The sequence below is a fragment of the Staphylococcus sp. 11007852 genome, assembly GCF_011394325.1.
Classification (GTDB): Bacteria; Bacillota; Bacilli; order Staphylococcales; family Staphylococcaceae; genus Staphylococcus; species Staphylococcus agnetis.
In genome coordinates this window covers 75,194-93,290 of sequence record NZ_JAANBJ010000026.1, presented here as the reverse complement: position 1 = coordinate 93,290, position 18,097 = coordinate 75,194, and the positions used below count along the sequence as shown (strand labels likewise).

The 18,097-nt window shown below is 37.2% G+C and carries 15 protein-coding genes and 1 rRNA gene; 5 read left to right on the top strand and 11 right to left on the bottom strand.

From position 1 onward, the window contains the following. The first annotated feature begins 176 nt into the window (after positions 1–176). Positions 177–291: ribosomal RNA gene (gene rrf / locus G8Y85_RS08065) — 5S ribosomal RNA — on the top strand. 47 nt (positions 292–338) lie between these two features. On the opposite strand, the gene ilvA is transcribed toward rrf, so the two are convergent. From ilvA to ilvD, 9 genes are read right to left on the bottom strand one after another with little or no spacing between them, the layout of a single operon-like run. Continuing rightward, the gene (gene ilvA, locus G8Y85_RS08060; RefSeq protein ID WP_165805662.1) at positions 339–1,607 is read right to left on the bottom strand and encodes a threonine ammonia-lyase IlvA; all 1,269 of its coding nucleotides are present in this window, start codon (positions 1,605–1,607) and stop codon (positions 339–341) included. Between the two features lie 5 nt (positions 1,608–1,612). Then, a complete protein-coding gene (gene leuD / locus G8Y85_RS08055; RefSeq protein ID WP_060552499.1) occupies positions 1,613–2,191 on the bottom strand; it encodes a 3-isopropylmalate dehydratase small subunit in 579 nt (192 codons plus the stop codon). Then, positions 2,191–3,567 (bottom strand): 3-isopropylmalate dehydratase large subunit, encoded by a 1,377-nt coding sequence (gene leuC, locus G8Y85_RS08050; protein ID WP_165805661.1) that lies wholly within the window; start codon positions 3,565–3,567, stop codon positions 2,191–2,193. The genes leuD and leuC overlap by 1 nt, the downstream gene beginning before the upstream one ends. 2 nt (positions 3,568–3,569) lie before the next feature. Continuing rightward, positions 3,570–4,619: a 3-isopropylmalate dehydrogenase gene (gene leuB / locus G8Y85_RS08045; protein ID WP_103345971.1), complete on the bottom strand. Its 1,050-nt coding sequence runs from the start codon at positions 4,617–4,619 to the stop codon at positions 3,570–3,572. Then, entirely contained in the window at positions 4,612–6,147 is a 1,536-nt protein-coding gene (locus tag G8Y85_RS08040) for a 2-isopropylmalate synthase (protein WP_060551506.1), read from the bottom strand. The genes leuB and G8Y85_RS08040 overlap by 8 nt, the downstream gene beginning before the upstream one ends. A 27-nt stretch (positions 6,148–6,174) precedes the next feature. After that, complete coding sequence (gene ilvC / locus G8Y85_RS08035) at positions 6,175–7,179, bottom strand: ketol-acid reductoisomerase (RefSeq protein ID WP_060551505.1); 1,005 nt, start codon at positions 7,177–7,179, stop codon at positions 6,175–6,177. 34 nt (positions 7,180–7,213) lie between these two features. Further along, positions 7,214–7,687: an acetolactate synthase small subunit gene (gene ilvN, locus G8Y85_RS08030; RefSeq protein ID WP_103345970.1), complete on the bottom strand. Its 474-nt coding sequence runs from the start codon at positions 7,685–7,687 to the stop codon at positions 7,214–7,216. Then, on the bottom strand, positions 7,684–9,417 hold the full coding sequence (gene ilvB, locus G8Y85_RS08025) for a biosynthetic-type acetolactate synthase large subunit (protein WP_425338451.1): 1,734 nt from the start codon (positions 9,415–9,417) through the stop codon (positions 7,684–7,686). The genes ilvN and ilvB overlap by 4 nt, the downstream gene beginning before the upstream one ends. A 38-nt stretch (positions 9,418–9,455) precedes the next feature. Next, on the bottom strand, positions 9,456–11,144 hold the full coding sequence (ilvD, locus tag G8Y85_RS08020; protein ID WP_107371148.1) for a dihydroxy-acid dehydratase: 1,689 nt from the start codon (positions 11,142–11,144) through the stop codon (positions 9,456–9,458). A 427-nt stretch (positions 11,145–11,571) separates the two neighbouring features. On the opposite strand from ilvD, the gene tsaE reads away from it, so the two are divergent. Genes tsaE through tsaD form a run of 4 tightly spaced genes read left to right on the top strand, consistent with a single transcriptional unit; the run spans position 11,572 to position 14,132 of the window. Further along, on the top strand, positions 11,572–12,021 hold the full coding sequence (gene tsaE / locus G8Y85_RS08015; RefSeq protein WP_060551501.1) for a tRNA (adenosine(37)-N6)-threonylcarbamoyltransferase complex ATPase subunit type 1 TsaE: 450 nt from the start codon (positions 11,572–11,574) through the stop codon (positions 12,019–12,021). Then, on the top strand, positions 12,014–12,679 hold the full coding sequence (tsaB, locus tag G8Y85_RS08010) for a tRNA (adenosine(37)-N6)-threonylcarbamoyltransferase complex dimerization subunit type 1 TsaB (protein WP_107371147.1): 666 nt from the start codon (positions 12,014–12,016) through the stop codon (positions 12,677–12,679). Before tsaE ends, tsaB begins: the two co-directional genes overlap by 8 nt. A gap of 11 nt (positions 12,680–12,690) precedes the next feature. Further along, positions 12,691–13,113, top strand: a complete 423-nt coding sequence (rimI, locus tag G8Y85_RS08005; RefSeq protein ID WP_082624789.1) for a ribosomal protein S18-alanine N-acetyltransferase — start codon at positions 12,691–12,693, stop codon at positions 13,111–13,113. Next, positions 13,110–14,132: a tRNA (adenosine(37)-N6)-threonylcarbamoyltransferase complex transferase subunit TsaD gene (gene tsaD, locus G8Y85_RS08000; protein ID WP_103345966.1), complete on the top strand. Its 1,023-nt coding sequence runs from the start codon at positions 13,110–13,112 to the stop codon at positions 14,130–14,132. Before rimI ends, tsaD begins: the two co-directional genes overlap by 4 nt. A 16-nt stretch (positions 14,133–14,148) precedes the next feature. Here the strand turns inward: tsaD and G8Y85_RS07995 are convergent, their stop codons facing one another. Both G8Y85_RS07995 and G8Y85_RS07990 read right to left on the bottom strand, forming a co-directional pair. After that, on the bottom strand, positions 14,149–15,780 hold the full coding sequence (locus G8Y85_RS07995; protein WP_209104229.1) for a MutS-related protein: 1,632 nt from the start codon (positions 15,778–15,780) through the stop codon (positions 14,149–14,151). A 344-nt stretch (positions 15,781–16,124) separates the two neighbouring features. Beyond that, the gene (locus tag G8Y85_RS07990; RefSeq protein ID WP_103345964.1) at positions 16,125–18,065 is read right to left on the bottom strand and encodes an ABC-F family ATP-binding cassette domain-containing protein; all 1,941 of its coding nucleotides are present in this window, start codon (positions 18,063–18,065) and stop codon (positions 16,125–16,127) included. Positions 18,066–18,097 lie beyond the last annotated feature (32 nt).

The following is an 18,097-nucleotide window of genomic DNA, read 5'->3' as shown; positions in this document are numbered from 1 at the left end:
TTTTACGAAGTGACATGTTCGAATACGAACGTTTACCACACCGTATTTTACGAAGTGAAAACGTTTGAAGTCTATGAATCGCAAGAAAGAGCGAAGGCGTTTACTTACCGTAAACAACTGAGTGATGACGTAGCGATGAAGACGAATGCGAACGATTGCCACGAAGTAAAACATTGTTTGGTGACAATAGCAAAGAGGCCACACCTGTTCCCATGCCGAACACAGAAGTTAAGCTCTTTAGCGCCGATGGTAGTCGGACTTACGTTCCGCGAGAGTAGGACGTTGCCAAGCAAACGAACCCCAAGTACAAATCGTACTTGGGGTTTTTTGTATGTGATTTAAATCAGCAGTGAATAAAGCATTTTATTTTCATTAATATAAATATTTTTTGGATCAAACTGATGGATACGTTGTTTCAGTGTATTTAAGTCTTTGTGATATTTTAATTGGATTCCAATTATAACCGTTCCCGTATTTTGTGATGCCTTTTTAAGATATTCAAATTTCGTGATATCATCATCAGGGCCTAAAACATCATTTACAAATTGTTTTAGTGCACCCGGACGTTGTGGGAAATTCAAAATAAAATAGTGTTTCATTTCTTCGTACAGTAATGCACGTTCTTCAATTTCTTTCATGCGATTAATGTCATTATTACCACCGCTAATGATACATACAACCGTTTTCCCTTTAATCTCTGATTGATAATGATCTAATGCGCTGACACTCAGTGCACCAGCTGGTTCAGCAACAATGGCTTGTTTCGAATACATATCTAATATAGTGGAACATACCGCTCCTTCATCCACTTGTACATAATCATCAATGGTATGTTTACAAATGTTAAAAGTAAATTGCCCAACTTTAGCTACAGAAGCACCATCTACAAATTTATCGATATTTTCTAAACTCACAATACGATTTTGTGAAATAGATTGATACATACTACTTGCACCAAGGGATTCAACTCCAATGCAAGACGTATGAGGGGAGTGTGCTTTAAAATAAGAAGAAACACCAGACATTAAACCACCACCACCGATTGCACCAAACACGTAATCGAAATGTATGTCTGCGTCTGTAGCTTGTGTTAAGATTTCTTTTGCCACAGTACCTTGTCCTGCAATGGTGTCAATATTGTCAAAAGGATCAATAAACGTCATTTGGTGTTTTTCGGTGTAGGATAAAGCTTCTTTTAAACAATCATCGAAGGTATCCCCAATTAATTTAATTTCAACATTGGTATCTCCAAAAAATTTAACTTGATTGATTTTTTGATTCGGTGTTGTCACTGGCATGAAAATTACTGCATTTAAATTTAGTTGACGTGCAGTGTATGCCACACCTTGAGCGTGATTTCCAGCACTGGCACATGTAATACCTTGTGACTTTTGTTTTGAAGATAATACTGAAATTGCATTGTATGCACCACGTAATTTAAATGATCGCACCCATTGTAAATCTTCACGTTTTAAATAAACATGACATTGATATTTTAATGATAAATAATGGTCATATTCAAGGGGTGTTGTTTTTACGGTATCTCGTAATCGTAAATGTGCTTCATCAATCTCTTTTACATTTAAAGTTGGTGTTGTGACAGTCATTCTGTTCACTCCTTTAATTTAGCTCGTTCATAGGCTTTTATTTCACTTTCATACGATAATGTGATAGCAATGTCATCTAATCCATTGATAAATTTATGCTTCCACGTTTCTTCAATGTCGAACGTAAATGTGTTGCCATTAGCTTGAATAAGTTGACGAGGCAAGTCAATCACTATTTCTTTTGCTTCTACGAGTTGATGTCTGGCTTCGTCATCTAGGCGTATCGGTAGTATAGCATTTTTAGTACAGTTCATATAGAAAATATCACTGAAGCTTTTTGCAATAATGACTTGAAAGCCATAATCTTTTAGTGCCCAAGCCGCATGTTCACGACTAGAACCACAACCAAAATTATCACCCGTAATTAAAATAGTTGCACCACGGTAGGGTGCTTGATTTAAAATGAAATCCGGGTTGGCTTCGCCATTTTTTAAATACCGCCATTCATCAAATAGAAAGGGCCCGAAGCCACTTTTCGATATGCGTTTAAGGTGTACTTTAGGAATAATTTGATCCGTGTCAATATTGTCATGGAATAATGGCACAACTTTACCTTTATACGTCGTGAAGGGTTTAATTTCCATCATAATGTCTCAGCCACCTTTCTAACATCAATAAAATGACCATGAATGGCTGCTACAGCGGCCATTGCAGGGGATACAAGATGTGTCCGTGCACCTTTACCTTGTCTACCTTCGAAATTACGGTTACTTGTTGAGGCACAATGGACACCTTCTGGCACTTGGTCAGGATTCATACCTAAACACATGCTGCAACCTGGTTCTCTCCACTCAAAACCTGCTGCAATAAAAATACGATCTAGCCCCAATGACTCGGCTTCTTTTTTAACGCGCCGTGACCCTGGAACGACAATTGCGTTAATGTTTGGATGCACTTTTTGACCTTTGATAAATCGACTGGCTTCAATTAAATCAGATAGACGAGCATTCGTACATGAACCTAAAAATACATAACCTAATGGGATATCTTTAGCACGTTGACCCGGTTTAAGCCCCATGTATCGATACGCACGCGCATCATTGACGGATTTACTTTCGGGAAATGGTTCTGAAACACTCACGCCCATTTCTGGGTTCGTACCCCAAGTGACTTGAGGTTCTAATTGTGATACATCTAAGTGAATGACTTTATCAAAAGTTGCATCCGTATCACTCGATAATAATTGCCAATCCATTACTTTTTGATTAAAGTCTTGGACATACTGGCGTCCTTTTAAATATTCAAACGTTGTTGCATCCGGTTGTATGACGCCATATTTGGCACCAGCTTCGATTGCCATGTTACATAATGTCATTCTACTTTCCATTGAAAGGGATGAGATAGTATCACCTGTAAACTCTAGTGCATAGCCCGTTCCAAAATCTACGCCGTGTTGTTGAATTAAAAAGAGTATAATGTCTTTCGCATAAACCCCTTTAGGCAATGTACCTGTCACTTCGATTTTTAAATTTTTAGGTTTAATTTGCCATAACGTTTGTGTTGCAAATACATGTTCTACTTCACTTGTACCAATACCAAAAGCAATTGCACCAAATGCTCCATGTGTAGCAGTATGTGAATCACCACAAACAATCGTTTTACCAGGTTGTGTAAGTCCAAGTTCAGGGCCGACCATATGTACAATACCTTGTTCATCTGATCCCATATCAAACAATGTGACATTGAAATCTTTACAGTTTTGTTGCAGTGCTTGTATCTGATTCAGCGCTACGCTGTCTTTAATGTTAAAAATATCTGATGTTGGTACATTGTGATCTAATGTTGCAAAGGTTAAATCAGGACGGCGTAAAGGTCTCTTTTGTATACGTAAACCTTCAAATGCTTGAGGTGACGTTACTTCATGAATAAGATGTAAATCAATATAAAGTAACTGAGGTTTACCAACTTCACCTGTAATGACATGTTGATGCCAAATTTTATCAAATAATGTTTGCCCCATAATTACGCCTCCTTTATATATGCCTTAATATTTTCAATAATATCGGTGGTTTTGTAATGACCGCCCAAATCTGCAGTTGTGATATTCTCAGTTATTAAATGTGCAATGCTCTTTTCAATTAATTCTGCGGCTTTTGGAGCTTGAAAGGTTTCTCGTAAACACATTGCTAGCGATAATAACATCCCAAATGGATTTGCTGAATTTTGACCGGCTATATCTGGAGCAGATCCATGAATGGGTTCGTATAGATTGATGCCACTATGTCCTTTACTCGATGAAGGGGATAAGCCTAAAGAACCTGGTAACATCGAAGCCTCGTCGCTTAAGACATCACCGAATAAATTTTCAGTGACGATAATATCAAAATGTAGCGGATTTTGGATAAGTTTCATACTACACGCATCCACAAGTAGGTGCTCTAGCGTGACATCAGGATAAAAACGAGCAACTTCAATTAATGTTTGTCGCCATAATTTACTGCTTGCGAGGACATTTTCTTTATCGACTGACGTCACACGTTGACGACGTTGTTGTGCTAGTTGAAAGGCAACATGTGCGATTTGTTCAATTTCAGATTTTGTATATACAAGTGTATCGATAGCTGACTCCGCATTGAGTACTCTAGGCTCTCCAAAATAGATTCCGCCTGTGAGTTCCCGAACAATAATAAAATCTGTATTGGAAACAATTTCTTCTTTTAATGGTGATAATTTAACCATGGAAGGTAATACTTTTGTAGGTCGAATATTTGCATATAATCTGAGTGATTGACGCAATTTCAATAAACCTTGTTCTGGTCGAACTGACGCGTTTTGCCATTTTGGTCCACCTATAGCTCCCAACAATATCGCATCTGCACGTTTACAAGCAGAGAGCGTATGTTCAGGGAGGGGTGTACCATATTGATCGATAGCACACCCGCCCATAAGATGTTCTTCTAATTCATAGTCAAACTGAAATTGATGAGATAGTAATTGCAGTACTTCTAAGGTGCCTGACATAATCTCAGGCCCGATACCATCTCCAGCTAATACAACAATTTGCTTACACATGCACATCCACCTCACTTGAAACTGCAGCCATCGCTTTTGAACAAGCTTCAACATAGGCTTTACAGGATGCATAGATAATATCGTGATCAAATCCAACGCCATCAAAAGTAGTATCATTTAGACGAATCGAAACACGTACTTCAGCTTGGGCATCAGAGCCTTCAGTAACTGCTTCAATACGGTAATCACATAACTCAGGTTGAATTTTAAATATACGATCTACCGCATTATATATTGAAACTATTGAACCTGTGCCAATACTGGAGTCTTGGTAGGTATGGCCATCCTTGTCTTTAATCACGACGACGGCACTTTGTAATCCATTTGATACAAACTGTAATTGTAACGTTTCTAGTTGATAGTAAGCATGTAACTCATGTGTTGTACCTTGAATTAGGGCATGAATATCCCGGTCTGTCACTTGCTTTTTCTTATCGGCAATATTTTTAAATGCTTTAAATAGTACTTTTTGTTCTTCAGATCCTATTTCATAACCCATTTGTTTAAGCTTCTCTTGGAAAGCATGTTTTCCTGACAATTTGCCAAGTGGTAATTCAGTTTGTTGAATACCCACGAGTTGTGGTGTCATGATTTCATACGTTTCAGGATTTTTAAGAAAGCCATCTTGGTGTATACCAGATTCATGACTGAAAGCATTTTTACCTACAATGGCTTTATTTCGAGGTACAGCAATCCCGGCATAACGTGCGATCAACTCAGATGTTGCTTTCGTTTGATTAAGCTGAACACGAGTTTCTATGCCATAGTGATCTTGACGGACATATAGGCCGAGCGCAACTTCTTCAAGTGCAGTATTACCAGCACGTTCTCCAATACCATTTAAAGTTCCTTCAATTCGGGTTGCACCATTTTCAATCGCAGCCATACTATTGGCGACAGCTAGCCCGAGATCATCATGACAATGTGCGCTATAAATGATTTCAGAGTCCGATTTAATTGTTTGAAGTAGTGTTTTAAATATGGCACCATATTCCGTTGGGTAACTATAGCCAACTGTATCAGGTATATTGATAATTGTTGCACCTGCATCTACAGCTGTTTGTACACTTTGAATTAAGAAGGGTAGGGGTGTACGTGTTGCGTCTTCTGGTGAAAATTGAACAACATCAAATAATGATGATGCGTACGTCACATGCGCTTTGATAGAAGCCAGCACTTCACTTTCAGTCATATTCAGTTTTGATTCCAAATGAATTGGACTTGTAGCAATAAACACGTGAATAGATGGTTTTACAGCATCTTTCGTAGCTTCATATACCGCATCAATATCAGACTTTTTACATCGTGCTAAGCCTGTTACCGTTGTCTTTTTTAAAGTCTGTGCGATTGCTTTAACTGAATCAAAGCTCCCTTGACTTGAAGCGGGAAAGCCTGCTTCGATTACATCAACACCCCAGTTTTCAAGTTGTTTTGCGATTGCTAAACGTTCATCGAATGAAAAACTTACACCAGGTGTTTGTTCTCCGTCTCTAAGTGTGGTATCAAATAGTTGAATATGACTAGTCATCATGAACAGCTCCTTTAAATGAATCAATTACTTTTGAATTTGTTTGGCTTTGATGAAGGGCATCATTTTACGTAAATCTTGACCAACTTGTGTAATAGGATGGTCCTTTTGTGCTTGTCGCATTTGTTTGAAATGCTCAAAACCATTTTGATTATCATTAATAAATTGTTGGCTGAAGGCACCTGTTTGAATGTCTTCTAGTACAGCCTTCATGTTATTTTTTGTTTCATCAGTAATGACACGTGGACCTGAAACATAGTCACCAAATTCTGCTGTATTTGAAATAGAATATCGCATATTTTCGAGGCCGCCTTCATAAAGTAAATCAACGATGAGTTTCATTTCATGTAAGACTTCAAAATAAGCAATTTCAGGTTGGTAACCAGCTTCTGTTAAGACTTCAAATCCACTTTGAATTAAGCGTGTTACACCTCCGCATAAGACGGCTTGCTCCCCAAATAGATCCGTTTCAGTTTCTTCCTTATATGTTGTTTCTAATACGCCTGCACGTGTAGCACCAATCCCTTTGGCGTAACTTAAAGCAATATCACGTGCGTTTCCAGAGGCATTTTGATGTACTGCAAATAATGCCGGAACAGCAGAACCTTCTGTAAAGGTACGTCTAACGAGGTGGCCAGGTCCTTTAGGTGCAACTAAAAAGACATCAACGAATTCAGGTGGTTCAATGACGTTAAAGTGAATGTTAAAACCATGTGCAAACGCAAGTGCGTTATTGGGTTCTAAGTTTGGTTTGATTTCATTATCATAAACCGTACCTTGAATTTCATCTGGTAATAAAACCATTACAACATCGGCTTGTTGTGAGGCTTCACTTACGGTTAAAACATCAAAACCATCTTCTTTTGCTTGCTCAAAAGAGCGACCCGGACGAATACCAATCACAACTTCATAGCCATTATCTTTTAAATTTTGAGCATGTGCATGACCCTGAGAACCATACCCAATGACTGCAATTTTTTTACCTTTTAACGCATCGTTTTCTACATCTTGATCATAATAAACTTTTGTCATAACTTTTCCTCCTAAAAATATATAAGTTGTTTTTTCATACAATGCCAGCAGTTCCTGAGCGAGAAACTTGCTTAATTTCTAATGATGATAGATCTTCTAAAAGATGGTCTAACGTATATTGTGGTCCTGCCACTTGTAAATAAATGTGCTCGTTATCTTCTTTTAAAATAGTAACTAGCGCATCATAAGGGGCTATTAACGCATTGATTTTTGAGATATTTGAGGGTGCTTTCAATTTCACTAAGAGCAATTCACGATTAAATGTATTGGTATCCGTGATGTCTTCAACAGTTAAAATGTTGATTTGTTTTTTTAATTGTTGAATGATTGTCCGTGTAACTTGTTCATTAGGCACTTCTGCTACAAATGTTATTTCAGTTAATCCTTCTTCACGCGTAGGGCTTGCAGCAATATTGACGATATTGAATTGTCGACGTACAAAAATACTTGTAAGTCGATTTAATGTGCCTGCCTTATCGAATACTTTTAATTTAAAAGTGCGTCTCATAACAATCCCTCCATTTCATGATTCGCTTTACCACTAGGAACCATCGGTAATACAGGTTCTGCAGGTGAGATTCTCACTTCAATAAAAGCAGGACCATCATAGCGAAATGCGGCTTCGAGGGTTTGCTCTAATTGGAGAGGGTCATCGATTAAAAACGTCTTTATACCATAAGCTTCAACTAATTTAATAAAATCAGGTTGCTCATTAAATACAGAGTGTGAAAAACGTTGTTTGAAAAATTTATCTTGCCATTGTCTCACCATTCCTAATGTACCGTTATTTATAAGTACAACTTTAATGTTCAATTGATACGCTTTAAGAAGTGCAAGTTCTTGATTGGTCATTTGAAAACCACCATCACCTACAAATGCCACTACAGTATCATTTGGTTTTGCAAATTGAGCACCGATGGCTGCGGGAATGCCAAATCCCATCGTTCCTAAACCACCACTAGTAATGAATTGTCCGTGTGTGTTAAAAGGATAAAATTGTGCAACCCACATTTGATGTTGTCCTACGTCAGTTGTGACATAGGCTTTGCCATTTGTGATTTTTCCGATATATTCAATGGCGCGTTGGGGTTTGCAAAACTGCGTGTCTACATCCTTCAAATATTTAAATGGATGTTTTGCCTTATATTGGGCTATTTGGTTTATCCATGTATCGTATGTAGATACACGGGTTGGGTGGTGTAATAATGCTTCAATCACTGCTTTAACATCCGCTACAATACCTAAATCAGTGTCAATGACTTTATTGATTTCAGAAGGGTCAATATCGACATGAACGATTGTAGCGTTTTGAGCAAATGTCTCAGGTTGGCTTGCTAGGCGATCATCAAATCTGGACCCAAAATTGATAAGAAGGTCACAGTCTGTAATTGCCATATTACTGGCATATGAGCCATGCATGCCTCCCATTCCAAGAAACAGTGGGTGTTCGTAGGGGATTGCTCCTAATCCATGAAGGGTTGTAACGACAGGGATTTGATGACGTTCTACAAAAGTTTGTAATAAATGATTCGCTTTTGAAAAGTTAACGCCTGCACCAGCTAAAACGAGTGGTTTTTGCGCCTCTTTTAAATAATCGAGGACCTGTTGAATATCCTCAGACCTTGGCGTATGATTCACCTCATAGCCAGGCGTTAGAACAGTCGCGTCATTTGTCTTATCTGTTGCTAAAATTCCAATATCTTTTGGAAAATCAATGACAACAGGTCCTTTTCTACCTGAATTTGCGATATAAAATGCCTCTTTTACAATTTTAGGGATGTCTTTAACATCATTTACTTGATAATTATGTTTAGTAATTGGTGTAGTCATTGAAAGTAAATCCGCTTCTTGAAACGCATCTTTACCAATTCCAGCTGTGGCAACTTGGCCCGTAAAAACTACTAACGGTAGTGAATCACTATAAGCGTCAGCAATACCTGTCAACGTATTCGTGGCACCTGGCCCACTTGTGACAACTACAACACCTGGTTTTCCACTTACACGAGCATAGCCTTCTGCAGCATGTACAGCACCTTGTTCATGCCTATATAAAATGTGCGGGATCCGGTCTTCATAAATCGAATCATAAAGTGGAAGTACAGCACCACCAGGGTATCCAAAAATATACTCAACATTTTCTTCAATCAGTGCATCAATTAATAATTCTGAGCCTGATTTGGGTGATTTCGGTTCTAATTCTGGATTTAAACCTTGTACTGCATCATCTGTAGGTACCATTACTTCTTTTTCACTAGTCATAAGTCATCCCTCCATGTTTAAAGTAAATCTTCTGGTACTTTCATCACACCACCTGTATTCGCACTTGTCACTAGGGCTGTATAGCGTGCGAGATAGCCAGTTTTAACTTTAGCTTTAAAAGGTTTTAACAGCTTCTGACGACGTTCTAATGTCACTTCATCAATGTGGACTTCAATTTGTCGTTGTACTAAATCAATCGATATGTCATCTCCATCTTCAATTAAGGCGATAGGGCCTCCAGCAGCAGCCTCTGGAGAAATATGACCCACTGCAATGCCACGTGTGGCACCTGAAAAGCGTCCGTCTGTAATCAATGCGACATCTTTACCTAAACCTCGTCCGACAATGGATGATGTCGGAGCTAACATCTCTGGCATTCCTGGCCCACCTTTAGGTCCTTCATAACGAATCACAACAACATGACCAGCGCGTACGGTATGGTTATCGATGGCTTGAACAGCTTCATCATGACTATCAAAACAAATCGCTTTACCTTTAAATGTTTTAATCGAAGGATCAACGCCGCCAACTTTAATGACTGCACCGTCTGGCGCAATGTTGCCATATAAAATAGATAATCCACCTTCTTTATCATAAGGACGATCAAGCGGTCTAATGACTTCATGGTTTGAAATCTTATGTCCTTCATAATTTTCACGTAAGGTTTGTCCTGTGACAGTAATTCGGTCAGGATGTAATACGCCATCTTTCTTAAGAAGTTCATTGATAATAGCTGGTACGCCACCTGCATTGTGTACGTCTTCCATTGAATAGGATGAACTTGGGGCGATTTTTGAAAGATAAGGTGTTTTTTTAGCAATTGTGTTAATACGTTGGAGGTCATAATCGATACCAGCTTCGTTGGCGATTGCTAATGTATGTAATACAGTATTAGTTGAACCGCCCATAGCCATATCTAAGGCAAAAGCATCATCTATGGCTTCTCTTGTCACAATATCTCTAGGTTTAAGATCATTCTTAACATTTTCAACAAGTTGTTTGGCTGCTTTACGAATTAAATGACGTCGTTCATCTCCAATTGCTAACGCCGTTCCATTAAATGGTAATGCCAGACCTAGTACTTCCATGAGACAGTTCATGGAATTAGCTGTAAACATGCCTGAACATGAACCACATGTTGGACAAGCGTTTTGTTCCATTTCTAAGAATTCTTCTTTTGTCATCGTACCTTCTTTATAAGCGCCAACAGCTTCAAACATAGAGGATAATGTCAAAGCTTTCCCTTGAGATGATAATCCTGCTTTCATTGGACCGCCCGAACAAAATATAGCAGGTACATTTGTTCGAACTGCAGCAAGCAACATACCAGGTGTGATTTTGTCACAATTAGGTATATAAAACACACCGTCAAACCAATGTGCGTTTACTACAGTCTCAGCAGCATCTGCGATAATCTCTCTACTAGGTAAGGAATAACGCATCCCTATATGACCCATCGCAATACCATCATCTACACCAATCGTATTAAATTCAAAAGGAATGCCACCAGCTTCTCGAATTGCTTCTTTAGCGATATCACCCAACTCTCTTAAATGCACATGTCCGGGAACGATATCAATATATGAATTACAGATCGCAATAAATGGTTTATTCATATCAGTAGGGGATTGAATTTGTCCTGTAGCGTGTAATAAACTTCGCGCTGGTGCTTGTTGATCACCTTTTTTAATCATGTCACTTCTCATGGAATGACCTCCTAAATATTGATAAAAGGATAAAAAATAAAAAATGCGCCCCAATTGATAATTGGGACGCATTTTGTAAGTCCCATTCAATTAGAAATAGGACTTAAGTCATTAGTAAATTAAATCACTAATACTCCAGTCCTGAGCACATTAATAAGACAATAATATTTAATTGTTGTTTAGCATTATATGGTGTGAATGTCATATTGATGTGCTCCTTCCTTGAATGAGTGTGTATATTCAATATTTTAAATTGATAGAATTATCTAAAAATTCATGTACCTAATTTACCTTATCCAAATAACGTTGTCAATCATAAATTTGAAATTTCTGAAAATTTATTTATACTTTCTCAAAATAACTCGGTACAGTCAGACGTTAAAAAATTTGTTACAATAGATAAGTAAATCCAATCAGGAGAGAACTAATGATCAAGATAAATAATTTAGATGACTTACAACAGTTTGCAGTGAAACTCACGTCACTATTAACATCGGGCGATGTTATTTTATTAGAAGGTGATCTTGGCGCCGGTAAAACAACGTTAAGTCAAATGGTAGGCCGAGCGTTAGGGGTTAAACGTACAATCAATTCACCTACGTTTAATATCATTAAATCTTATCAAGGTAGTCAGTTGGCATTTCATCATATGGATTGTTATCGTCTAGAAGACTCCGATGAAGATTTAGGGTTCGATGAATATTTTGAAGATGATGCCATTACGATGATTGAATGGAGCCAGTTCATTGAAGCATACTTACCAAGTCACTTTTTAAGGTTAACGATTCACGTCATTGATGAAAATACGAGAACGATTGACATAGATGCTGCGGGTGTTCATTTTGAACAAGTGAAGGAGGCGCTAGAACATGATTAGTTTGTTATTGGATAGCTCTAATCAGCCTTTATCAGTGGCAGTCATGAAAAATGATGACGTATTGGCGTCTAAAACGACAGCCGAAAAAAGAAATCATTCCATACAACTGATGCCGACAATAAAAGAATTACTTGATAAAGTGAAGTTAGAACCTAAAGATTTAAACGCGATTATTGTTGCGCAAGGCCCGGGTTCATATACAGGATTAAGAATCGGTGTTACCACTGCCAAAACACTTGCTTATACATTGAATATACCACTGTATGGTGTATCTTCATTAAGTGCTCTTGCAGCAACAGTAGATGATAAATCAGCAACGATTGTACCGATATTTAATGCGCGTCGAGGTTTTGTTTTTGCGGGAGTATATCAATGGCACAACGATTCATTAACATGTGTGATTGATGATCAATATATTGAATTGGCATCATTAATCACTAAAGTAGCATCAATGGACAACGTTGTCTTTGTGGGGGAAGATACAGAGCAATTTGAGGGTGAACTCGAACAATTTTCAACGGTTTCCAATTTACCCCAAGCACATCAAATGTATCTTCTAAAAGGTCAACCAGTCGATGTTCATACATTTGTCCCATCTTACCTAAAATTATCGGAGGCGGAACAAAATTGGATGAATCAACAATCAAACAGCAATTAAATATTCGTCGTATGACGAGTGAAGATGTGAACGCAGTTTTTGAAATTGAACGTATCAGTTTTAATGATAGTTCATGGACGCGTGATGCTTTTTATCATGAATTGAATGAAAATAACTTTGCCCACTATTTTGTAATGGAATATGAAAGTGAAATTATTGCTTATTTAGGTGTTTGGATTGTCGTTGATCAGGCTCAGATTACAACCATTGCTGTGAAACCAATGTATCGTGGTTATGGATTAGGACAACTATTACTTGAATATGTAATGACTTACAGCGCACACATAGCGAACATGATGAGTCTTGAGGTGCGTGTTGAAAATAAAGTCGCGCAACACATTTATCAAAAACTAGGATTTGAATTTGGAGGACGTCGCGCAAATTATTATGGAGAAGGAGAAGATGCTTTAGTGATGTGGGTGACATTAAAATGACGCAAAACGTTAGAATTTTAGCGATTGAAACGAGTTGTGATGAAACCAGTGTAAGTGTGATAGATAATGGCACACAGCTCATTAGCAACAGTGTATTGAGTCAAATCGATAGTCATAAACGATTTGGTGGTGTAGTACCAGAGGTTGCGAGTAGACATCACGTTGAAAACATGACACTTATGATTGAAGATGCGCTTCAAAATGCTTCCTGTACGATGGATGACATCGACGCAATTGCAGTGACACAAGGCCCCGGGTTAATAGGTGCGTTACTTGTGGGCGTGAATGCAGCTAAAGCATTGGCTTTTGCCCATCAAAAACCCCTCATACCTGTGCATCATATTGCAGGACATGTTTATGCGAATCAATTAGAAGGCACTTTAACGTTTCCGCTGATTGCTTTAATCGTTTCAGGTGGTCATACAGAACTTGTCTATATGAAAGATCATTTGGATTTTGAAATCATTGGTGAGACACGTGACGATGCTGTTGGTGAAGCTTATGATAAAGTGGCACGTACAATTGGTTTACCATATCCAGGGGGTCCTCATGTTGATCGTTTAGCACAAGAAGGAGAAGATACGTATGCTTTTCCGCGTGTGTGGTTAGAAACGGATAGTTATGATTTTAGTTTTAGTGGATTAAAGAGTGCGGTGATTAATAAATTGCATAACTTAAAGCAAAAAGGGGAAACGCCCATCCCTCAAAATGTTGCAACAAGTTTTCAAAACAGTGTTGTAGAAGTACTCGTAGGGAAGGCCATTAAAGCATGTGAGGCTTACCAAGTGAATCAACTTATCGTTGCTGGAGGCGTGGCTAGTAATCGTGGTTTAAGATCTGCGTTACTTAAAGCAACTTCTGATAGAGGCATTACTCTTACGATTCCTAAAGCCTCATTATGTACAGATAATGCTGCAATGATTGGTGCGGCTGCTTACCACATTTATCAAAAAGGCATCGTCGCTGATTTAGATTTGAATGGAAAAAGTCAAATGGATATTGAAATGTATCGATCATAAAAAACCGTCCAACAGATTATTTTGAATCTGTTGGGCGGTTTTGTTTTGATGCTTCAAATGATGAAACATATTGTTGAGCTTGTGTATAAATTTCAGCTGGAAATTTCATTATGCGTATCAGTTCCAATGCATTACGTGTATTTGCAGGACCTTCTTTAATTTTATAGTCAAAATGAATGGCGTCTTCATATATTTGTTCATTGAAATGATAATTCTTAAAATGTGCATCTAACGTATATGTAAGTTCAATATCATGTGTTGCTGCAATCATTTTTAATTGATGAAATTGAGATAAGTATTCCAAAACAGCTGTGGAGGCTGCGATACGTTCTGCCGTATTGGTACCCTTAAATATTTCATCAATAAAATAATAATGTGGTGTTTTAGGGTGAATGTTTAATAAGCGTTTTAAAGATTTTATTTCTGCCATAAAGTAACTATCACCTGTAAGTACATCATCCGCATTTGCCATTGCAGTTTTGACGATACCAGGTTGAAATTCGAATTGTTCAGCAGTCACTGTATTAATTGCTTGCGCTAAAATTAAATTAATAGCTGTGGCTTTCATAAATGTAGACTTACCTGAAGCATTTGAACCCGTTAACAAGACATTATAATCAAAATCAAAGTCATTTGGTACAGCTTCATTGACAAGTGGGTGAACTAATGACGTAAAATGGAAGTTTTTACTAATAGATGGCGTCGTACAATAAGCTTGATGATGGCGCCATTGATCAACAGCTAATAAAGCATCGATTTCACCGACATAACGATAGCATGCATGGATTGTTTCGTGATTCATTTTAAATCGTTTAACTAGCATGTGGTATAAGTGAATATCAATTAAAAACATATATTTAATTAATAAGACAATGTAACCTGGAATCGTCTGCGCTTTTAGAAGCAAAAATCGCCATCGATTTACTTGGTTGAGTTTGTCCAAATCATGCTCAAAGTTAGGGGTAAGCTGTAATTGATTGATTTTATTCGTTGTATGGATAATGCGACCAGTGAAGAATAAACTGTCTACATCTCTATCGACATAATGATTAAACCGCAAACTGACTATATAGTTAATGCATAATGAAATAGGTAAAGCTATAATACTTAACTCAATGTGCCACAAACCTAATAAAATAGAGAGTATAGGCAAAAACGACAACACATAATAAATTGGATGAAAACGATATTGGTAAGATTGCCAATCATAATTAGGATAAGTTTGTTTACCTAATTTAGCGAGTAACATCACAAGTTTATGATGAAATGCTGTGTTTTCTTTAATAGACTTCCAAATTGAGTAATGCGATAGCGAGGATTGAAGCCTTAAAACATGATATAAGTGATTTTCGCCTACCGATGTATAGGTGTAATTTAATGCCTTAAACATATCAAGCATATTTAAATCTGACCAAGTTTTATTATCTACCCAAATTAAGGGAGATTCATCTTGTCCAGTTAAATCAGTATATTTTTTGTAGTAGGTATCGTAAAAAGCAAATGATCGCTCTATATCATCAAATTTAAAACGGTATTTTAAATGTGCTGCAATAGACTTACGGAACTGAATTTTTTGATAGATTTCTGTACCGATGACTACGGTAATCATCCCAATAATTAAAATCATTAAAAATATGAAGTCAGTCATTATAAAAGTACTCCCTTAATGTCATAGAATAATATAAATATACACTATATTTTAATTATTCATTTATCAAAACACAAGTAAAGGTGATAGAAGCTGAAAAGTCAATAGAGAACATGCGTACTTATGCACAACTTGTTAACAACTTGTGTATAAAAAAGTGCCATTTAGAATATTTGTAGTGGATAAACTGTGGGTAAGAGGGGGTTTGTTATTGATATAAAATGTGGATAACTAGGATAACTTTGTGGACAGTTGAATCTATTGGTTTTGAAATTACGGGTTCTGTCTATAATATGTGAAAACAAAAAATATCGAAGTATAAAATTATACTCCGATACATGTCGTTAAATGTCATATTCAGTTAACTTATGTTGTAATTCTTCCCATTGTAACATCGTATGTTCTAAGTTTTGTTCGATGGTGCTACGTTCATTTGCAAGTCGTGATGTTTCTTCATAATCATTGATAATATCTTCTGAAGCCATTTGAATATCTAAATGCTCTATTTGACCTTCAAACGTTGCTATGCGCGCCTCATATTCTTCGATTTGACGTTCAAGTTTACGTTTTTCTCGTCTTATTGTTTTTTGGTCTTGATAATCAGTAGAAGCCGAATCTTTTGATACGTTCTCAGAAGTTACAGAATGATTTTGGTGTGCTTCTAAAGCTTTTTGTTGTGCTACTTTTTCTAAATAATAAGCGTAATTCCCTTGAATAAATTGACCACCATCTGCATCTAAACTAAATATTTTATTCGCTAATGCGTTAATGAAATAACGGTCGTGAGAAACAAATATGAGCGTGCCCTCAAAATGCGCTAAAGCTTGCTCTAACATTTCTTTGGAATTAATGTCTAAATGGTTGGTTGGTTCGTCAAGGATGAGCACGTTATTGCGTTCTAACATAAGAAGTGCGAGTTGTAGACGTGCTTTTTCACCGCCAGATAAATCATTGATGATTTTTTTTACTTCTTCTTGCGTAAATAGGAAGCGCCCTAAGACTGCTCGAATATCTTTTTCTTGCATGTGTCGATATTGATCCCACACATAATCTAATATCGTTTTATTTGACTTAAACTCTGCTTGTTTCTGATCATAGTAACCAATTTTTAAATTTGAACCCATTTGAATTTTGCCGCTAAGAGAGGTGATTTTTTGTGCTAATGTCTTAATGAGGGTAGATTTTCCAACGCCATTTGGACCAATCACAGCAATACGATCACCTTTTGTAATTTCAAAAGAGATAGGTGCGGTAATGGGGCTGTGATAACCAATTTCAAGATTTTGAATATACATCACGTCATTACCGGTGTTTCTATCAAAATCAAATTGAATGTTTGCACTTTTAGCATCCAGTAATGGCTTTTCAATACGTGCCATTTTTTCTAACATTTTACGACGACTTTTAGCCATGCCACTCGTCGAAGCGCGTGTAATATTCTTATCTACAAATGTTTCGAGACGTTTGATTTCAGCTTGTTGATGTTCATATTCGGCCATGCGTTTTTCATAATATGCATCACGTAATTGGACATATTTCGCATAGTTCCCTTTATAAAGTTTCACCTCACCAAGTGCAACATCATAAACTTGTGTAACAATCTTATCTAAAAAGAAGCGGTCATGTGAAATGATGACAATTGCGCCGTTAAAATATTTCAAATAATCTTCTAACCACTCTGTAGTTTCCATATCTAAATGGTTGGTCGGTTCATCTAATAGAAGAAGATCAGGTTCGCTGAGTAGCATTTGTGCAAGTGACAAACGCGTTTTTTGGCCGCCACTAAAATCGTTTATGGGGCGATAATAATCGTCTTCTGAAAATTTCAGCCCATTTAAAACCGTTTTAATTTTACTTTCATATTGATAGCCTTCCATGCGTTCGAACTGGTTAGATAATGCTTCGTAACGATTAAGGTGCTCTTGGTAAGCTTGACTTTCATAGTCTTCCGCGTGTGTACTCAACCAATCTGTTTCTAATTGCATCTTTTGTGCAATTGCCTCAATTTCTTTAAAAGGTTTTGCCATTTCATCAAAAACAGTATTATTTGTATTTAATGTCATCTGTTGTGTTAAATAACCAATCTTTAAACCCTTAATTTTAGAGATATGTCCGCTGTCGTAATCATCGACACCAGCAATGATTTTCATCAATGTCGATTTTCCGGCACCGTTACGCCCAACGATGCCTATGCGTTCACCCGTTTGGACTTCAAAATTGACATGACTAAAAATCTCTTCACCGTCAAATGATTTCGAGAGCTGACTTAATTGCATTAGTATCATGTTAAAGCTCCTTTCATTCTTCATTATTGTAC